Genomic DNA, 18,096 nt, shown 5'->3' on the forward strand with positions numbered 1-18,096 from the left:
ACTAATTTAAACAAAAGCACAGCTGAGTCAGCTGTGCTTTATTATATACTTTTATATTCAAACAATATGAGTAAAAAAACTTATAAGCAATTTTATAGAACCTTACCTAAGAAATCCTTGGTTCTTGGATGTTCTGGGCTTGTAAATATCTTTTCTGGGTCTCCCTCTTCAATTATATTTCCTTCATCCATAAATAAAACTCTGTCTGCTACCTCTTTTGCAAAGCCCATTTCATGAGTAACCACCACCATGGTCATGCCTTCAGAAGCAAGCTCCTTCATAACATCCAGCACTTCTTTTACCATTTCTGGGTCAAGCGCTGAAGTAGGCTCATCAAATAACATCACATCAGGTGACATCGCTAGTGCTCTTGCTATAGCTATTCTTTGCTTTTGACCACCAGAAAGCTGTCCAGGATAACTATTGGCCTTATCTTCTAGTCCAACTCTTTTAAGCAAATTAAGAGCTATCTTTTCTGCTTCATCTTTAGAAAGCTTTTTAACCTTTCTTGGAGAGAGTGTAATATTATCAAGTATAGTCATATGTGGAAATAGATTAAACTGTTGAAAAACCATCCCCATTTTTTCTCTTTGCTTATTTATATCATTTTCTTTACTTGTTATAGAAACTCCTTCAAAAACTATCTCTCCACCTGTAGGCTCCTCAAGAAGATTTAAGCATCTTAAAAAAGTACTTTTTCCTGAACCACTAGGTCCAATAACTACAACAACTTCACCCTTTGAAATTTCTACATCTATTCCTTTAAGCACATGAAGTTTATCAAAACTTTTATTAAGATTAGTTACTTTAATCACCAGCTCTCATCCTCCTTTCAACAGCACCCATAATTTTAGAAAGTGTGAAGGTCATTACAAAATACATTAGTGCTGCTATTATAAGCGGCTCAAATGGTCTAAAGGTGTTTCCTCTTACAGTATCAGCATTATACATAAGCTCGTGGATTCCTATAACAGATACTATTGAAGATTCCTTGATAACAACTATAAATTCATTTCCTAGTGCAGGAAGTATATTTTTAATTGACTGAGGTATTATTATATACCTCATTGCCATAGATTGAGTCATTCCAAGTGAACGAGCTGCTTCCATTTGTCCTTTATCTATAGCTTGAATACCAGCTCTTATAATTTCAGCAACATATGCAGAGCTATTAATAGATAGCGCTAGTACTGCAGCAACTAAGTCTGGTAGGTTTACTCCTAATAAATTAGGTAGTGCGTAATAAATTATATATAATTGCACAAGTACAGGTGTACCCCTAATAAATTCTATATAGGCTGTTGATATTAAATTTAAAAATTTTGATTTTGATATTCTCATCATAGCTAAAAACAATCCTAGTAAAACACCAAATAGAACTGTAAAAAAAGCTAATAATAAAGTAAACTTTGCTCCATTTAAAAAGAACAAATAATATTTAGGTAAAAAATCAAAGTTCACTAATCTTCCTCCTTACAATAATTTTTGGGTTCCATTTAGGAACCCAATTTATTATTCAACTAATTTATTTGCATCAGTTACGAATTTATCTATTGTTTTTTCATTAGTTAATCTCTCTAAGGTCTTATTAATTGCATCTACTAAATCTTTATTTCCTTTTTTAACTGCAGCTGCTGAACCAGCATCCTCAGTTTTTAACTTTAGATCAGCGATTACTAAGTTTTTATTTGCATTTACATAGGAAGTTGCAACTGGTCCTTCTATGATAGCTGCATCATATTTCTTTGTATTTAATGCAAGTACTATATCTGAAATCTTACCTAAGGCTTGAGCCTCAGCACCTGGTAATTGGTTCTTAGCTATATCCTCTTGAATAGATCCCTTTTGAACTCCTAATTTCTTTCCCTTTAAATCATCAGCAACTTTTATCTTATCTTTATCCTCTGCTCTTACAACAACCTTTTGTTCTGCCTTATAGTATATGTTTGAAAAATCTACGCTTTTTTCTCTCTCAGGAGTTGGAGTCATACCAGCTAGAACTATATCAATATTTCCTGCATCTAATGCATTTAAAAGTCCTTTAAAGTCCATATCCTTTATTTCTAGCTTTACTCCAAGATCCTTTGCTATTTCTTTTGCTATTTCAACATCAAATCCAACTATTTCATCCTTGCCATCTACTGACTTATGAAATTCGTATGGTGGATAATCAGCGCTAGTTCCTAATACCAATTTTCCTGCTTTCTTTATCTTATCAACCTTTGTTTCCTGCTTTGTAGTTCCTGCATTTGCTGATGCACTTGAAGCCTTTCCACATCCTGCAAATCCGAATACAACTGTGCTTGCCACTAATAGTGCTAATAATTTAGATGATTTTTTCTTTAACATTGTAATTCCCCCTACTTAATTTATTTATTAAATTCTTTGCGTTATTTACTGCTTTGAATATTTATTCTTCTCTACATGGATTATTATACATTCTTATTTATAATTATGCAATACTTTTAAATAAATTTTTTTATTTTTTTATTTTATTTTTCAGTAATATTTTCGTATTTATCTGCATAAAGCTTGTATAATCAACAGCTTATCTATGATTTTTTTGTAAACGTTCACAAGTTTGCAGAACTATTTTATTATATAGCAACAGTTCTTTTATGCATAAACAATGTATATTCATGTATGATTATGATACTCTAAAACTTATTTTAATCAGTGTAAAATTCATAATTTCGGGTAACAATAAAAATATACTTATGTTACTCACGTAAAAATAAGATTAGTATTATGCTTAGGAGGATTAATATGAGGAATTTCGTACTATCCGCAATTGCAGATATATTTTTAATTCTAATTTCGTATTTTGTTTTTAGAAGTGTTATAAGCGGTCCTACCAGACATAGATTATATGAAAAATTCCTAGGCTCATTTGCAAAATTTGTTATAGGAATTTTTGTAGCAAGTCTTTTAATTACATCATTAACTGCTCTTGTATTATATAGAACTAGATATATTGTATACATTAATATTGTAGCCCCTGCTCTAGTATCTATACTTGTTGGATTTGTAGTTTCTACAGTACCTACAAGAGGTGCAGGCGATAATGAAAAAGAAAAGAAAATGTAATAAAAACCTTATTGGGTAAGAAGTAAGAAGTAAGAGTGAATAGTTAGGTAAGCCCTGCATTTCTCTTACATATCACATATACTTCTTACCTTTTCTCTTTTATTGTTGAATTTTACTTCCATATTTAATATAATAAATGTATAATATTGTAATTACATCGGGGTGTAGCGCAGCTGGTAGCGCGCTTGGTTCGGGACCAAGATGTCGCAGGTTCAAATCCTGTCACTCCGACCACAGCAAAAGCCTTGCAGCATTGTATGCAAGGCTTTTTATTATTACTATCTTATTTTCTATGCTCTACCAAATCAATTGATCCAAGAACTATGTGAGCAAGGCCAAAGCCTACCACTCCTGCTGCTATCATTGGTGCTATGTCTGTTTTTCTATACTTTGTAGCTGTAACTGCTGCGCTTGCTGTAGTAACTGCTGCTCCTAAAACTGTTGGGATTAATCCTTCTTTTATATCCATAATATGCTCTCCTCCTTATGTGAAATCCATTAGTTGCTAACCGTCTTTTTTCGCTTAGCTGTCATAAAAACTTTTAAAGTACTACATTAATATAATTGGTAATATAACTTTTTTAATACTAGTAAAATACTTGAATAAAAAAAGATAAGTGGTATTAAAACCACTTACTTATTACACTGCCTTATATTATCTATTGTTAATACTATCTTCTGATGGATCTATAGTTTCCATTTCAATAATATTTTCTACTGTATTTAAGGCATGCGGAGCCATCTGAAGCTGTTCAATTGCTTCGTCAGCCCTGCTAGCTGCTTTACAAAGAGCAGCTGTAAAAAAGCCTACCGAACCTCCCAAAATAAAAATCAATAAATCTGCAAACATACAACCAAGTCCTTTCAATAATAATACTCATATTTTGCCTATTATTAATAATCAAACTTATTGTGTGTGAAAATCATTTTTTTATGCATGGAATTGGTAAAATTTTTAATTTTAATTTTTTATATATCCTAAAGACTTGATCAATATTCCGTGCTATAATGATTTTACAATTTAAAATATTCACAATGTTTGAACGTCCCATTAATGTCCATTAAAGGAGGTAATTTAATGCTTTCCAATTATCATGAAATATTTAAGACGGTTATTAAAGCCTATTATGAAGATAACTTTGAAGAAAAACTTCAACAAATATTAGACGAGCCTGGAATAGACAAAATTAAAACCAGCAGGATAATAGCTTCCTTATGTGGTGTTAGCGTTGAATATAGCGACAACTTTGTAAACGATTTAAAACGAGCTTTGAAAAATAATGACATAACTAGTCCTATAATAAATAGGATCGCTGACTGCCCAATAGAATGTATAGAAACCCAAGGAAAAACCTTCTGTGAGGCCACCTGCTCTTTTGATGCAATTTTAGTGGATAAAACTAATCACTTAGTAACCATAAACGAGACTAAATGTATAAGCTGTGGTTTTTGTATAGAGGCATGTCCAAACAAAGTTCTGATGGACAGAAGTGAATTTATACCTTTAATTAAGCATTTAAATAAAAGAAGCTGTTAATACTTTAATCAAGGCTAAAGCTTTATATTCATAAAGTTTTAGCTTTTTACTTTATTAATAGATATTTGCATTTAAATAAAGAGTAGAATAAAATATAATAAAACTTGGTAAAATAAACTAGTGTTTTTATGACAAAGGAGCTGGTAAAATGAAAGCAAAGCATAGTGAATTATTTAAGGAAATTGTGAATTCTTATTATAATGGTAATTTTGAAGAAAAAGTAACTTCTATATTATCCTCTCCTGAAGTAAACAAAGAGGTCTTAGCTGCTGAAATAGCTTCACTTTGTGGAGTTGAATTAGACTACAGCAATAATTACATAGAAAATCTAAAGACTGCTATTAGAAGTTATGAGTCATCTCACCAGGTGGTGAACAAAATTAAGACTTGTTCTATGGATTGCATAGATGAAAATGGCAAGACAGTTTGCCAAAAGAGCTGTCCTTTTGATGCAATATTCATTGATGATGAAAGACACACTTCATCAATAGATCATGACAAATGTACCGGCTGCGGCTTTTGCGTAGAAGCTTGTCAAACTGGTGCTTTAGCTGACCGGGTTGAATTTCTTCCATTAGCTGAGCTGCTAAGAAAAAAAACTCCAGTTATTGCTGCTGTAGCTCCAGCTATTACAGGCCAATTCGGTAAGGATGTATCAATATACCAGCTCAGAACTGCTTTTAAAAAATTAGGCTTTACAGAGATGGTAGAAGTAGCCTTTTTTGCTGATATGCTTACTTTAAAAGAAGCTGTAGAATTTGATGAACACGTAAAGGATAAGGATGACTTTTTAATAACCTCTTGCTGCTGTCCTATGTGGGTTGCAATGGTCAAAAGGGTTTATGGTGACTTAGTTAAACATGTTTCCCCTTCTGTGTCTCCAATGGTTGCAGCCGGAAGAGTAATGAAAAAACTAAATCCAGATTGCAAAGTGGTATTTATAGGACCATGCATTGCTAAAAAAGCAGAAGCAAAAGAAAAGGATCTGCTGGGTGATATTGATTACGTACTAACCTTTGCTGAACTAAAGGACATTTTTGAGGCTTTGGATATAAATCCAGCTGACTGTGCTGAAGACTTTTCTGAGGAATACGCTTCAAGAGGGGGTAGACTCTATGCAAGAACAGGTGGAGTATCTACTGCTGTAAGTGAAGCTATTGAAAAGTTGTTTCCAGATAAATATAAATATCTTACTACCACTCATGCAAATGGAGTTAAAGAGTGCAAAGAAATGCTTGCAAATGCTCAAAACGGCATTGTAAAAGCTACCTTTATAGAAGGTATGGGCTGCATTGGAGGCTGTGTAGGCGGACCTAAGGCAATAATTCCGAGAGCTGAAGGTACCGAAAGAATTAATGAGTTTGCAGAAAACTCTGAGATAAAAGTAGCTGTAGAAAGCGATTGTATGATAAGTATTCTAAAAAAGCTTAATATAGAATCTGCTGATGACTTTAAACACAAAGAAAAAATAGAAATATTTGAAAGAGAATTTTAGATGTACTGCTAAAAAGGGTGTCTCACCAGACATTCTTTTTTTATGTTATAGATTGTTTTTTCAGTGATAATTATGCCATTCATATTTTATATATTTCATGTTATACTTACCATGAGGTGATACACATGCTTAAAAATATTAAGGCAGCTATATTTGACATGGACGGAACTCTGGTAGATTCTATGTGGGTATGGTCAAAAATTGATATAGAATTCCTCAAAAAAAGAGGTATAGCTCTCCCTAGTGACCTGAAGGATAATATTGAACACCTAAGCTTTACAGACACGGCTAAATATTTTAAAGATAGATTCAAGCTTCAAGAAAGCATAGAAGATATAATGAAGGAATGGAATGACATGGCCTTTGAAGAATACAGCAAGAACATTAAACTTAAAGCTGATGCTGATAGATTTCTTTCCTCATTGAAAACTGCTGGTATAAAAATTGCTCTAGCTACTAGTAATTCACAAATGCTTTTAGAAGCATCTCTTAAAAACAATGGAGTTCTTCAATATTTTGACGTTATAACTACAACTGATGAGGTTGCTAGGGGAAAAAACTTCCCTGATATTTATCTTTTGACTGCTAAAAGACTAGGAGTAACCTCTGAAGAATGTATTGTATTTGAAGATATACTTCCTGCAGTTAAGGGAGCAAAGGCAGCTGGAATGAAGGTAGTTGGTGTCTTTGATGAATACTCTGAGCATCAAAAAATAGATATTATTAATACTGCAGATTACTTTATTAATGAATATAAAGATATCATAGAAGCAGTATAAAACTCATTTCTAGCCATATAAATTTTTAAAGAGCTCTTCAACTAATAGATTTTTATATTATAAATGCAATAGCGATATTTAAAAAGCAACATGAATATATTTATAATGTATAGTAAATTAAAGGAGCTTTTTTAATGTTTATCGCGTTATTATTCTTTATCCTAATAGCTACTTCAGCCTTCGGCTATTTTTACTTTATGGGCAAGCTCAATACCCAAAGAAAACAAATAGTAGTGCTCTCAAAACAGAATCAGGAGCTTATAAAAAAATTAAGTATAATGAAAGCTCATGAAAGGGAGTATGAAAACAATACCAGCAGCTTTAATAACAGTGATGTTTCTTAGTAGCTAGTATTCTATTAACAAAACAAATGAATATAGTAAATAGCACTTATAGGAATTTGGTTCTTTTATAATATTCTTTATAGGATATTATAAAAGAATCAAATTCCTTTAATTTTCAGTATATCCGTAGTCACCTGATTTATATTGTTATAATCTTATACAATTATCAAAATATTTCAAATATTGTATAATTGTATTTGACTTTATTCTAATTTATGATACAATATAATAAAAGTCGACAAAAATCGAGTATTATCTGTATTTTTTTATATCAAATATTTCACTTTCTGTTAGTTGTATATTAGCTATGAGATTTAAAAACTCTACAATTCATTTGAAGCATTTTTCAAATGAAAACACTTCCAAAAATAAAGCACTTAAGCAATTCATCTTTTTAATTATCTAAGGTATCAAATAATAAAAATAAATAATAATTTTTTAATTTTATGGAGGAACAGCAATGGGAAAAGGTAACATTAATATATCTGACATCCAATTAAAAGATATATTAGATTTAGAGGTACTTCAAAGATTTCAGGATAATTTTGCAGAAAGTATGGATTTAGCAAGCGTAACCGTAGATATAAACGGTAATCCAGTAACTAAGCCAAGCTCCTATACAAGCTTTTGCATTGATTACACTCATTCAACAAAAGCAGGTGATGACAGATGTGCTCTATCTCATAAAAGAGGCGGAGAAGAAGCAGCAAGAACTGGACGACCTTATATATATACCTGTCATGCAGGTCTTATAGATTTTGCAGCACCTATTATTGTAGATGGGATACAAATGGGAACAATTCTTGGCGGACAAATATTAACATCAAAACCTGAAGAAACCGGCTTTAGAAAGACTGCAAGAGAAATAGGTGTAGATGAAGATGCATATGTTAATGCTGCTAATAAAGTAAAAATATCTACTGAAAAGAACGTTAAAGCTGCTGCAGAAGTTCTTTTTATAGTGGCAAATGCTTTATCTAAAATTGGATATCAGCAGTTAAAATTAAAGAACACAAGTGATGATCTAGTTGAAAGCTTTTCACAGATTTCTGCAACTATGGAAGAACTAGCATCAACTTCTGTTACCATTACCGAAAACCAAGAGACCCTTAATAAAGAAATTATAAATGTAAAGAATATATCAGCCCAAATTAACGAAATATTAAATTCCATAAAGAGCATTGCAGATGAAACAAAAATGCTGGGATTGAATGCTGCAATTGAAGCAGCAAGAGCTGGAGATGCAGGAAGAGGCTTCAATGTTGTTGCAACTGAGATTAGAAAATTGTCACAGAGTTCAAAAGAAACAGCTATGCAAATAGTACAATTGACTTCTCATATAGAAAACTCTGTTCAAAATACTTTAGAGATCTCAGAATCAACAATGGCAAATACTCAACAGCAATCAGCTGCAATTGAAGAAACAACTGCAAGCCTTGAAGAGCTTATGGAATTAACCACTGAGCTTAATGAAATGGCTAATGAAAAATAGCATAAACTTAATTTCATATTAATATTAATATAAAGAAAAAGGCATTCGTCTTAAAAAGATGGTGCCTTTTTTTACGCAAACTGTAAAAAAGTATAAAATCACTGTAAAAATTATCTATCCCCCTAATTATAGGAGTGATACAATATACATTATCTTAGTAATAAAAAATATCATTTATTGGGGCATCTTTAAAGGGGGAGAATTCATGAAAAAAAGTATATCTGTTATAACCACTTGCATTTTACTTGTAACAATTGCTTCCGGTTGTGGAACAAAAGGTAATTCTAAAAGTACTGCTGCCTCTGCGGAAAAGGAAAAGATTACGCAGCTAAAAACAAAACTTGATAAAGAATTTACTGATTCATGGGGCGAAGATGCCTTTAGTGGATATGTGTATATTTCGAAAAAAGGAACTGTGCTTTTGGATAAGGGATATGGAAAAGCTGATTTTGATAAAGGTACAGATAATACAAAGCAAACAAAATTTGATGTGGCTTCAATAACAAAGCAATTCACTGCTACTGCTATAATGCAGCTTCAAGAAAAGAAGCTTTTAGATGTAAATGATACGGTTGATAAGTATATCCCTGCCTTTCCTCATGGAAATCAAATTACTATTCATCAATTATTAAGCCACAGTTCTGGACTGCCAGAGCATCCCTTAGATTTTGATATTAGAAAATTTAGACCTTCTTATAAGGATTTCGGTAAAGATGGTAAAAGCGAGAATGTGAAGCTTACCTTCGAACCAGGAAAAGGCTTTCTATATAGTAATACAGGCTATATACTGCTAGGCTATATAATAGAAAAGGTTTCTGGTAAAGCACTAGATTCCTACTTGAAGGAAAATATTTTTACGCCACTAAATATGAAAAACACTGGATATAAGAATCCAGATGGGCAATTAGATAACCTAGCAACTGGGTATGTAAGTTCAACCAAGGAAAAAGCAGAAAAATCTTGGACCTTCATAAATGTTGGTGCAACAGTTGGTTCATCAAGTCTATGTACTACTGTAGAAGATTTGATTATATGGCAAAAAGCATTAAAGGAAGAAAAGCTACTAAGCAAGGAATCCTATAAAAAGATGTACACCCCTAATCAAAACTACTACGGTTATGGCTGGTATATATTTGATGCATCAGAAGGAAAAAAGCTATATGAGCATTATGGAAATGCATCAGGCTATAGAAGCTATATCATGAGAGTACCTGAAGATGATACACAGGTTATTATTGTGAGCAACTATCAGGATGCACCTATAGATAGCATGATGTCCGTAATAAAGGAATATCTCAAATAGATTTATAGTATAATAATCTCCAAAGTTTAACTATACAATTTTAATCTCTTTATCTTAACAAAAAGCATTCCTGACGGAATGCTTTTTATATTAAAAGGATTATTTTTGAAATTGTAGAATATTATATTAAAAGTAAAAGATAGGAGATTATATTATGACATTGTATTCTAAGCACAATATCACAAATGTAGCTATCCCTCTATATGTGGATATGCAAAATGCCTTTTCTAGAGAAAATAATTCAATGTTTAGAATTGTATTAGTAGAATCTGGCACAGGAATATTGAATATCAATGGTCATTCCTTTGTATTTATGTCCCCTTCTATATTTTGCCTCAATGAAAAGGATAAAGTTGAGCTGGAAAAGGACTGCAACTTGAAAGCACAAGTAATATATTTTGATCCTACAATAATCAATAGCTCATTTAGCCTTGAAATGGTATACAATATAAATAATTTTGAAAAGTTTTCAAGCATACAGGACTACTTTTATCTTAATCCATTTCTTAACCGCTATAAAATATACAGTCCATATTTTGAAATTGGGCTTATAATGTTTAAGAGAATATCCGAACTCTACAGACTTCTTTATGAGGAGACACACCCCTGCACAGGTGAATACTGGGTATGCCGTTCCAGATCTTTCTTTTTGGAAATATTGTTTGTGATACAATACATATATACCAATTTTAAAGAAGATGATAGGCTTCATATTCCTAATTCCTCAAATGATTTAAATGAAATTATTTTATATTTACATTCAAACTATCAAAATACAATTACTATTGAGGAATTAACAAAAACCTTTCACATTAATAGAACAACTTTAGCAGAAAAGTTTCGAGCCTCAACAGGTATGTCCATTAAAGATTACCTTATCAAATTAAGAATTAAGCTGTCTGCTGTAATGCTCAGAGATACAATGCTTCCAATCTCTGAAATTATGTATAGGGTAGGTTTTAATGAGGCAAATCACTTTTCTAGGATGTTTAAAAAATATATGGACTGCTCTCCTTCAAATTATAGAAAACAATTTTGTTCATAAAAAAATACTATTTTTATTACCTTTAGGCTGTTGACATGTGCAAAAGGTCAGCAGCCTAAGCATTAATATTGCTACTGTTTTTAATTTTACTTTTCTTCAATTACTCCTGTGTGAATAATATCTATCTTAGGATTGATTACATAGTTTATATTTGGAATCATATCTGTGAGCCATACTTTTGTGGGTATAAATTCTAAGGTATTACTCCAATAACGCATCTCTAGACGGAGAGGATCCAGATTGTTATTACTAAATTTATTGAGTAGTGTCATAACCTGTTTCTTTAACGCCTCTTCAAATTCAGGTGATAGTTCAGTGGCTTTACCTGTAAATAAGTTAATTTCTTCCAAGCTTCCTTCTATTTTAATATCTATTGTACAGGTTATTCCACCTCCATCCTTTGCTTTACTAACATTTATCTTTGACTTTCCATTATCAACGCTGATTGATGTGGGCTTTTTCTCTTCTTTTCGAATAATGCTGAAAGTTCCGAACTTTATTCTATCCTTAAGCAGGTTTAAAAGTTGAGTTTCTTCCTTGCTTAGTATTAATGCCAATTTTCCTTCACTAAAAAGTGCGGCTTCATTCATAATTATATTGCCCTCTTTAAGTTGCATAATAGAGCATACCGGTGTACAACCTGGAGTTATGATATCATTGTACAATTCATAGGACTTTGTCTTAACAGCATAAGGAGAATCTGTTCCTTGCCCAAACTTCAAAAACAGACCGTTGCCTGGAACCTTTTCTTCATTAGGTGTTACACTTAATACTTCCTTAGCGGTGGGCGCACCCAAACACACCCATGCCATATCCTGAAAATCTCTCCTCCTGATGAAAAACTCCTCAATGGAGCTGATATCGTGCCTGCCTGCATAATCCCTTCCATATACTATTATCTTCATATGGCTGAAATCCGGTTCCATGGAGGTTTGCCCCTTTAATGTTCTAAGGATATTAGATACGGAACTTCCAGTGACTGTATAAATATGTGTATTGCCTCCTTGAGAGTTGCTTCCCGTTCCACTTCCTTCTCCAACACTTCCAGGCATTGCAGCCTTAAAGGACATTGTTATAAGATCTGGATTGCCTTGATTCCCGTCAATGCCAACGGCCACAATAAATACCCTTTTATCTATGTCTTTAAAGTCACAGCCACTAGAATTTAATATGATTATAATTGAACATAATAGTAGGATAAAATTTTTTCTCATGCTTTTCTGCCTTCCTTTATCTTTGTCATTATAAACAATATTACAAATAAAAGATAATGACTTGCCAATGCTATAGATATACCTATACTTCCGTATTCCATTACGTCTGTTGATTCTTTTAATCTTGAAGCTAAAAAAGCAAACAGTACAATAATTATATTGAATATACCCAAATTAACTTTTTTATTTGGAATAGCAGTTCTTGTTAGTCCCCAGCCCATATATCCCCAAATAATTGTATCGCTTGCACCTAGCAGGAATACCATTGGGAGTAATATGTACGCTGCTCGCTCTATAATAAATAAATCTACACTGATAGTATCAGAAGCGGACATTACTGTAAGAAGAACCTTCTGCATATAATATGGGCCTAGCATTCCTGCTGGGAGATAGACTGCCAGTATTGCTACGGCCACGCCTATGAAAATGTATATTGAAAGCGTTCCTCGAAAGTTAAGCCTTTTGAATTCTGGGTTAAATAGTGCAAGATGAGAAACTCCAGTAAAAAAGAAACTTGCTGCCCCAATTGTTATTAATTTTGGAGTTTTAAAAGAGTGAATAAAGGCAGCCTTTGCATAATACATATGAAAACTTTTCATTGAAAGTAAAATATATATAATACATGAGAACATAACAAAAATTGAAATAAACCCTACAAATTGAAGAAAGCTTTTATTAGTATTCAAAAGGCCAACGTAGAATATTAAGGTTAATGTAATAGCAATAATCCAGCTAGGTGTAGAAGTGAGCATAAATCTGCTTATTACCTCAATAAGCCCCCTATACATAAAAAAGCTTATTGTTAAATTGGCAATTATATTTATAAATGAAAAAAAACCACCAAAGAACTTGCCCAGAAGTATTCTGTTTATGTCCAATAAGTTTTTGTTTTTATATGTATTGTACACATATATTGTCATATACGCATTAGCAGATGAAACTATTAATGCAATAATAATAGCCGTACCTGTACCATCATACAGGTTCTGTTTAAGAATATATGGGGCATATAGTATAAAATGTGATAGTATGGTGGTGCACATTGCCAAATAGTAGAACCGCTGTTTCATATCATTGTTCCCTTCTATGCATAAGCTTAATTCTTCCCTCTCCAATCTTCTCCACAGGATTAAAGTAGGCTAGGTTAAAGGTATGAATGGAAGCTACATAATAAACCAAACAATACATTCCTAGATATAATCCGTAAACCCCTGTGAAGGATACTAAAATGAGCAGAATATATTTTATTACTCTTACTGCCAGATTCATTGATATAACAGGTATCATAAAATTTGATATTGCAACAGTTGAAACTATTATTATCATTATATTGCTGACTAAATGAGCCTGAATCGCAGCCTGACCAAGTATCAGTCCACCTACAGTAGTGGCAGTCTGACCTATTGTCTTAGGCAGTCTTAAACTTGATTCTACTAGGAATTCCATAAGTATAAGCATTATTAAGACCTCAATAAATGATGGATATGGAACACCTATTCTGCTGGAGGAAATAGAAAGTGCTAATTGAACCCTTACCACCTCAGGATTATAGGAAATGATTGCTACATATGCTGAAGGCATAGTTATAGATAAGAGCAGTGCCAAATACCTCAAAATAATAAGGAAAACTGCAGGCACTGGCAGAAGATATTCATCATCAACGGTTTTCATAAAATCATGAAAGCTGACGGGTAAAATCAGTGAAGTTGGGGTGCCATCAAGAAAGATTGCAATTTTACCCTTAGATATATAGTCCGTTACCCTATCAGGCCTTTGGGTTACCAGCATTCTAGGTATTAAAAGCTGATGTTTCCATAAAAGTTGTTGAAGACCGTTTAGCGATTGTACCATGTCAGCATCAATTCCACTCAGCCTTTTCATAATTTCTTTTAAAAGTTCCTTATCTACATAAGCTGAATCATATACTACAACAAGATTATTATGTCCCTTCTTTCCCACAGTATAATTTTTAGTAGTTAATGAAGGACTTCTATAGTAATGCGAGACAAGATTTAAATTGGTAGTAATAACTTCATTAAAGCCTTCAGCTCCACCCTCAAAGGAAGCTTCCCTCTCTATATCAGGAACGCCACGACTCTGAACCTTTTGAGCGCCGATAATTCTAACTAATTGATTATTATATATTGCTATTATGTCTCCTTTTACGAGACCTGTTCCTATACTATACATATTTTCATTTTTATCAATTGGAGAAACCATAGTTTGAAAGTATTTATCAAAATCAATATTGTTACTGAAATACACCTGCTGAATATCTCTTGTTATGAAGCTTGTATCTACCTGGGTTTTTATATAATACAATTTAAAATTGTTGCCTAAATTAAGCGTTCTCCCATTGGCTTTTGACCTTAGAAAATTCTCAATATCAGCCTGAATCCGAGCAATATTACCGTCCATGAACATAAGATCCATCACCTCTATAAAGAGTATTATTTGAATTTTAAAAATTAATATGTAATCAATGTAAGTAAAAAAGTTTTGAAGTGAAATTTATCTTAGGGTATACTTCACTGGACAAAAAAGATAGGATTTCTCCTATCTTTTTTAAGTCAACTATTAAATTATACTTCTTAAACAATTTTAGTTACCGAACAAAAGTTACATAAGATGAATATACCCTTGATAACTAAATCTGATCTTTAACCTACAGTTATAAAAAACATCTCAATTATTACTTTTTTATAACTGGTATCCAAATCTCGCTTTTGAAAGCTGGTGAAGTTAAATCTTTATTCTCATTCCATAATATTTCTGGTCCTTCTGTCTGTTCATAGTTTGAGGATGGAAACCATTCTGAATATATACGTCCCCAGATATTTTGCAGTGTATCTGGAAATGGCCCTACAGCTTCAAATACAGCCCATGTTGATGCAGAAACTTCAAGTTGCGTTAAGTTGGCTGGACACTCTCTTGTTGTAGCCACTCCGATATAATGATCAAGCCCCCCCTTTTCTTCCATTCTCCCTTCTGAAAAATTAGCAGATGCACTTATCATCCCTTTTGGTTCTATATTAGAAAGTTCTTTAAGCTGATGAATCATTTCTTCGTTTAAGCTTTTCCACATTGCTGCTATGTCTGGATTAACCCCTCTAAAAATAATTGGAACTCTTTTCTTAATACCAACTATACTAAATGCATCTTTTTCTACTATTCTATAGTTCATTTCATTTCCCCCTTTAATTGATAATTGAAAGGTCATTCTTGGATATGCTTTCAGTGATTGACCATTTAGTCTTGCTTCAGAAGGTGTTATACCGTGCAAATTTTGAAAGGCTCTTGTAAATGAGTCAGGTGAACTGTACCCATATTTAATAGCCATATCAATTATCCTAACGTTACTATTATTAAGTTCAAACGCTGCAATGGTAAGCCGCCTTCTGCGAATATATTCTGACAGAGAAACTCCTGCAAGAAAAGAAAACATTCTTTGAAAATGATATTCAGAGCATAAGGCCAATCTGGCTACTTCTTTAAAATCAATATCATTATCAAGGTTTTCTTCAATATAACTTAATGCATCATTCATTCCTTTTAGTGAATCCATTTTGTGACCCCTCCTTTCATTAATAGAGTATCAGAAATTTCAAAAGTATATCCGACTTTTCCTGTTCAATTATGTAGGGTTAATCCATTATAAAGTCATAATATATGTATGTTTTAGCCCTTCCTTGTCTATTGTCCTACAACTTAATTAGTGAATCTTATAAGAAATTTAATACTAATCATTTTTAGACCATCTAGTACCCAACATATTAATTAATAAATCCTTGTATTCCCAACCTATAGCTCTTGCAGCTATCATGGTGAGGTTGTCCTGATTTTCACGATTTTTTCTTCCTGCTCCAGTCATATTGGGTTTCATATTAACATCAAATATATAATACTTTCCGCAACCATCTTGCCTACAATCAATTCTTATTAAGGATTTAACCTCAAGCAATTTTGCAACCTTAATACATTCTTCACATAGTAAATTTAGTTTATTATCATTATATATTACTCTGCTATTTTCAATAACAGCAACTTTTCCACTGTAAGGTGAAATTCCATTTATGTGGTTAAATCTCTCCACCACTGGTAAACACCAATAATTATCTTTTATTATTTCTTGACCCTTAATATTGTATTTTCCCGGACACAGTACAGATATAGTAACTTCCTTGTTACATAAATAAGGTTCAACCATTAATTTTTCACCATATATTTTTTTATCAATTAATTCTTGAAGTTTTTCATAATACTCTTCTTTATTATTAACAACGCAAACACCTTGGCTTCCCCTGCCTCTTATTGGCTTTAGTACAATTGGGAATTCTATTTCAATATTTGTATCCATATCAACAATATGTTCTTTTACTACAGATAATCCAAAATTTAAAAGCAGTTGATTCGTATAGTATTTATCATCGTATTTACTAACATCACAAGGCCTCTGTCCAACAATGTAGTACCCTTTTTCAATAAATTCTTCTATAGCGTGGCCATCATATAATACAGTATTTAACCAAAATGTATCAGCACCTTTACGGATAGCTTCTTGTATACCACTTTTATCATCAGGAAAGACCCATTCTAAATCAATTAATTCATTTGGATTATTTACAGGCGTTGCAATATCTATTCCTAAATGCATAAGTACAAAAGCAATATCAGCTCCGCTATCACTATAGCCGCCATTTTTCATAGGCTTTCTTATGCCATTCATTATAGGTGGTTCTTTTACTTGGTATAAAACAGCACACTTCATTTTATTTCCCCCTTTTGATATATAATATTTTTCCTTTATTTTACAATTATCACTTTTATTATATCCCATTTATATTGCAGTTAGAATATAATCTGTGTCATAAGTAGAAATAGCAGTTATAATTCTGAATAGTAGTTATTTTTTCACTTTATATTTACAATATAATTCATATTAAAGGGTTATTTAATTTATTAGAACCCTTGATTAATAATATAATAGGAGTGATTATATGCAAAATTTTAAATACCAGCACTGCGAGGTGGTTTCTACCTATAATAGATGATAGGTATTATTCCACCTTTATTTAGATTTAACTATATTTATTATTGAAAGGTGGAAAACAAAATGAACTTAAAGAATATTCACACAGAAAGATTAATTTTGATTCCTGTAACATTAGAAATAACAAAATCCTTATTAGAACATAGTACCAAGGAAATTGAAAAACTTGGCATTAAAACTGATGAAAAGTGGCCTACAGATGGCACAATGGATATTTTACCTATTATAAATAAGACTTTAGACAAGTACAAAGTACCAAGTGGATTTGAATTTTGGATGATTGTTAATAAAGATAATATGCTTGTAATCGGCGATATAGGCTTTCATGGAAAACCTAATGAAAAAGGCGAGGTTGAAATTGGGTATGGATTATCAGAAAATGCTAGAAGAATGGGCTTTGGCTTTGAAGCATTAAAGGCTATTATGAGTTGGTTAAATTACCAAGATAATGTTAAAACCATCAAAGCAGATTGCTTAATTAGCAACATAGCTTCCGCACGTATTTTGGAGAAGGTCGGTATGAAAGAGATTAGTCGAGACCAAGAATTAATTTATTGGAAATTTATTAAGCCGTAACACAAATAGCTTATAAAGCAAAACACTAAAAATATTTCAAATACAAACCTGTTAAATAAATAGATAGCAGCAGTAATATTTCATAATATTACTGCTGCTATCAGAACGTTGACTAACCCGTATGAATTTTTAATTCATATGGGTTAGTCAACATTCTGAAGCTAGTCATAGGAC

Annotated in this window: 19 protein-coding genes and 1 tRNA gene; 10 read left to right on the top strand and 10 right to left on the bottom strand. The window is 32.3% G+C overall.

Features of this window, described 5'->3' with window-relative positions; all coding sequences use genetic code 11:
• Positions 1–92: 92 nt before the first annotated feature.
• From bsdE14_RS07115 to bsdE14_RS07125, 3 genes are read right to left on the bottom strand one after another with little or no spacing between them, the layout of a single operon-like run.
• Positions 93–815: an amino acid ABC transporter ATP-binding protein gene (locus bsdE14_RS07115; RefSeq protein ID WP_264849241.1), complete on the bottom strand. Its 723-nt coding sequence runs from the start codon at positions 813–815 to the stop codon at positions 93–95.
• Complete coding sequence (locus bsdE14_RS07120) at positions 808–1,461, bottom strand: amino acid ABC transporter permease (protein WP_264849242.1); 654 nt, start codon at positions 1,459–1,461, stop codon at positions 808–810. The genes bsdE14_RS07115 and bsdE14_RS07120 overlap by 8 nt, the downstream gene beginning before the upstream one ends.
• 51 nt (positions 1,462–1,512) lie before the next feature.
• Complete coding sequence (locus tag bsdE14_RS07125; protein ID WP_264849243.1) at positions 1,513–2,349, bottom strand: transporter substrate-binding domain-containing protein; 837 nt, start codon at positions 2,347–2,349, stop codon at positions 1,513–1,515.
• Positions 2,350–2,766: 417 nt separating this feature from the next.
• Between bsdE14_RS07125 and bsdE14_RS07130 the strand changes: the two genes are divergently transcribed.
• Both bsdE14_RS07130 and bsdE14_RS07135 read left to right on the top strand, forming a co-directional pair.
• Positions 2,767–3,087 (top strand): hypothetical protein, encoded by a 321-nt coding sequence (locus tag bsdE14_RS07130; RefSeq protein ID WP_264849244.1) that lies wholly within the window; start codon positions 2,767–2,769, stop codon positions 3,085–3,087.
• 158 nt (positions 3,088–3,245) lie between these two features.
• Positions 3,246–3,321: transfer RNA gene (locus bsdE14_RS07135), tRNA-Pro, on the top strand.
• 49 nt (positions 3,322–3,370) lie between these two features.
• Here the strand turns inward: bsdE14_RS07135 and bsdE14_RS07140 are convergent.
• Positions 3,371–3,556 carry an asparagine synthase gene (locus bsdE14_RS07140; protein ID WP_264849245.1) on the bottom strand — a complete coding sequence of 62 codons (186 nt, stop codon included), beginning with the start codon at positions 3,554–3,556 and terminating at the stop codon, positions 3,371–3,373.
• A 186-nt stretch (positions 3,557–3,742) separates the two neighbouring features.
• The gene (locus bsdE14_RS07145) at positions 3,743–3,937 is read right to left on the bottom strand and encodes a hypothetical protein (RefSeq protein ID WP_264849246.1); all 195 of its coding nucleotides are present in this window, start codon (positions 3,935–3,937) and stop codon (positions 3,743–3,745) included.
• Positions 3,938–4,165: 228 nt separating this feature from the next.
• Between bsdE14_RS07145 and bsdE14_RS07150 the strand changes: the two genes are divergently transcribed.
• The 7 genes from bsdE14_RS07150 (at position 4,166) to bsdE14_RS07180 (ending at position 11,082) form a co-directional block, all read left to right on the top strand.
• Complete coding sequence (locus bsdE14_RS07150) at positions 4,166–4,624, top strand: 4Fe-4S binding protein (RefSeq protein ID WP_264849247.1); 459 nt, start codon at positions 4,166–4,168, stop codon at positions 4,622–4,624.
• Between the two features lie 148 nt (positions 4,625–4,772).
• On the top strand, positions 4,773–6,119 hold the full coding sequence (locus tag bsdE14_RS07155) for a [Fe-Fe] hydrogenase large subunit C-terminal domain-containing protein (protein ID WP_264849248.1): 1,347 nt from the start codon (positions 4,773–4,775) through the stop codon (positions 6,117–6,119).
• Positions 6,120–6,244: 125 nt separating this feature from the next.
• Positions 6,245–6,898 (top strand): HAD family hydrolase, encoded by a 654-nt coding sequence (locus bsdE14_RS07160; RefSeq protein WP_264849249.1) that lies wholly within the window; start codon positions 6,245–6,247, stop codon positions 6,896–6,898.
• A gap of 134 nt (positions 6,899–7,032) precedes the next feature.
• A complete protein-coding gene (locus tag bsdE14_RS07165; protein WP_264849250.1) occupies positions 7,033–7,242 on the top strand; it encodes a hypothetical protein in 210 nt (69 codons plus the stop codon).
• A gap of 460 nt (positions 7,243–7,702) precedes the next feature.
• Positions 7,703–8,734 (top strand): PocR ligand-binding domain-containing protein, encoded by a 1,032-nt coding sequence (locus tag bsdE14_RS07170; RefSeq protein WP_264849251.1) that lies wholly within the window; start codon positions 7,703–7,705, stop codon positions 8,732–8,734.
• Between the two features lie 205 nt (positions 8,735–8,939).
• Complete coding sequence (locus bsdE14_RS07175) at positions 8,940–10,037, top strand: serine hydrolase domain-containing protein (RefSeq protein WP_264849252.1); 1,098 nt, start codon at positions 8,940–8,942, stop codon at positions 10,035–10,037.
• Between the two features lie 154 nt (positions 10,038–10,191).
• The gene (locus bsdE14_RS07180; protein ID WP_264849253.1) at positions 10,192–11,082 is read left to right on the top strand and encodes a helix-turn-helix domain-containing protein; all 891 of its coding nucleotides are present in this window, start codon (positions 10,192–10,194) and stop codon (positions 11,080–11,082) included.
• Between the two features lie 86 nt (positions 11,083–11,168).
• On the opposite strand, the gene bsdE14_RS07185 is transcribed toward bsdE14_RS07180, so the two are convergent.
• The 5 genes from bsdE14_RS07185 to bsdE14_RS07205 form a co-directional block, all read right to left on the bottom strand.
• The gene (locus bsdE14_RS07185; RefSeq protein WP_264849254.1) at positions 11,169–12,296 is read right to left on the bottom strand and encodes a Ger(x)C family spore germination protein; all 1,128 of its coding nucleotides are present in this window, start codon (positions 12,294–12,296) and stop codon (positions 11,169–11,171) included.
• Complete coding sequence (locus bsdE14_RS07190) at positions 12,293–13,411, bottom strand: GerAB/ArcD/ProY family transporter (protein ID WP_264849255.1); 1,119 nt, start codon at positions 13,409–13,411, stop codon at positions 12,293–12,295. The genes bsdE14_RS07185 and bsdE14_RS07190 overlap by 4 nt, the downstream gene beginning before the upstream one ends.
• Positions 13,368–14,720 carry a spore germination protein gene (locus bsdE14_RS07195; protein ID WP_264849256.1) on the bottom strand — a complete coding sequence of 451 codons (1,353 nt, stop codon included), beginning with the start codon at positions 14,718–14,720 and terminating at the stop codon, positions 13,368–13,370. The genes bsdE14_RS07190 and bsdE14_RS07195 overlap by 44 nt, the downstream gene beginning before the upstream one ends.
• A gap of 268 nt (positions 14,721–14,988) precedes the next feature.
• The gene (locus bsdE14_RS07200; protein ID WP_264849257.1) at positions 14,989–15,861 is read right to left on the bottom strand and encodes an AraC family transcriptional regulator; all 873 of its coding nucleotides are present in this window, start codon (positions 15,859–15,861) and stop codon (positions 14,989–14,991) included.
• 174 nt (positions 15,862–16,035) lie between these two features.
• Positions 16,036–17,064: an ATP-grasp domain-containing protein gene (locus bsdE14_RS07205; protein ID WP_264849258.1), complete on the bottom strand. Its 1,029-nt coding sequence runs from the start codon at positions 17,062–17,064 to the stop codon at positions 16,036–16,038.
• Between the two features lie 345 nt (positions 17,065–17,409).
• On the opposite strand from bsdE14_RS07205, the gene bsdE14_RS07210 reads away from it, so the two are divergent.
• Positions 17,410–17,922, top strand: coding sequence for a GNAT family N-acetyltransferase (locus bsdE14_RS07210; protein ID WP_264849259.1), 513 nt, complete (start codon positions 17,410–17,412; stop codon positions 17,920–17,922).
• Positions 17,923–18,096: the final 174 nt, after the last annotated feature.

The organism is Clostridium omnivorum, from assembly GCF_026012015.1.
Lineage (GTDB): Bacteria > Bacillota > Clostridia > Clostridiales > Clostridiaceae > Clostridium_AX > Clostridium_AX omnivorum.

What these genes read in the sequence shown, in the direction of transcription:
- bsdE14_RS07125 (WP_264849243.1), bottom strand. Translation starts at nt 2,349, where the DNA reads ATGTTAAAGAAAAAATCATCTAAATTATTAGCACTATTAGTGGCAAGC.
- bsdE14_RS07145 (WP_264849246.1), bottom strand. Translation starts at nt 3,937, where the DNA reads ATGTTTGCAGATTTATTGATTTTTATTTTGGGAGGTTCGGTAGGCTTT.
- bsdE14_RS07165 (WP_264849250.1), top strand. Translation starts at nt 7,033, where the DNA reads ATGTTTATCGCGTTATTATTCTTTATCCTAATAGCTACTTCAGCCTTC.
- bsdE14_RS07195 (WP_264849256.1), bottom strand. Translation starts at nt 14,720, where the DNA reads ATGTTCATGGACGGTAATATTGCTCGGATTCAGGCTGATATTGAGAAT.
- bsdE14_RS07185 (WP_264849254.1), bottom strand. Translation starts at nt 12,296, where the DNA reads ATGAGAAAAAATTTTATCCTACTATTATGTTCAATTATAATCATATTA.
- bsdE14_RS07180 (WP_264849253.1), top strand. Translation starts at nt 10,192, where the DNA reads ATGACATTGTATTCTAAGCACAATATCACAAATGTAGCTATCCCTCTA.
- bsdE14_RS07140 (WP_264849245.1), bottom strand. Translation starts at nt 3,556, where the DNA reads ATGGATATAAAAGAAGGATTAATCCCAACAGTTTTAGGAGCAGCAGTT.
- bsdE14_RS07205 (WP_264849258.1), bottom strand. Translation starts at nt 17,064, where the DNA reads ATGAAGTGTGCTGTTTTATACCAAGTAAAAGAACCACCTATAATGAAT.
- bsdE14_RS07175 (WP_264849252.1), top strand. Translation starts at nt 8,940, where the DNA reads ATGAAAAAAAGTATATCTGTTATAACCACTTGCATTTTACTTGTAACA.
- bsdE14_RS07130 (WP_264849244.1), top strand. Translation starts at nt 2,767, where the DNA reads ATGAGGAATTTCGTACTATCCGCAATTGCAGATATATTTTTAATTCTA.
- bsdE14_RS07160 (WP_264849249.1), top strand. Translation starts at nt 6,245, where the DNA reads ATGCTTAAAAATATTAAGGCAGCTATATTTGACATGGACGGAACTCTG.
- bsdE14_RS07150 (WP_264849247.1), top strand. Translation starts at nt 4,166, where the DNA reads ATGCTTTCCAATTATCATGAAATATTTAAGACGGTTATTAAAGCCTAT.
- bsdE14_RS07200 (WP_264849257.1), bottom strand. Translation starts at nt 15,861, where the DNA reads ATGGATTCACTAAAAGGAATGAATGATGCATTAAGTTATATTGAAGAA.
- bsdE14_RS07155 (WP_264849248.1), top strand. Translation starts at nt 4,773, where the DNA reads ATGAAAGCAAAGCATAGTGAATTATTTAAGGAAATTGTGAATTCTTAT.
- bsdE14_RS07210 (WP_264849259.1), top strand. Translation starts at nt 17,410, where the DNA reads ATGAACTTAAAGAATATTCACACAGAAAGATTAATTTTGATTCCTGTA.
- bsdE14_RS07170 (WP_264849251.1), top strand. Translation starts at nt 7,703, where the DNA reads ATGGGAAAAGGTAACATTAATATATCTGACATCCAATTAAAAGATATA.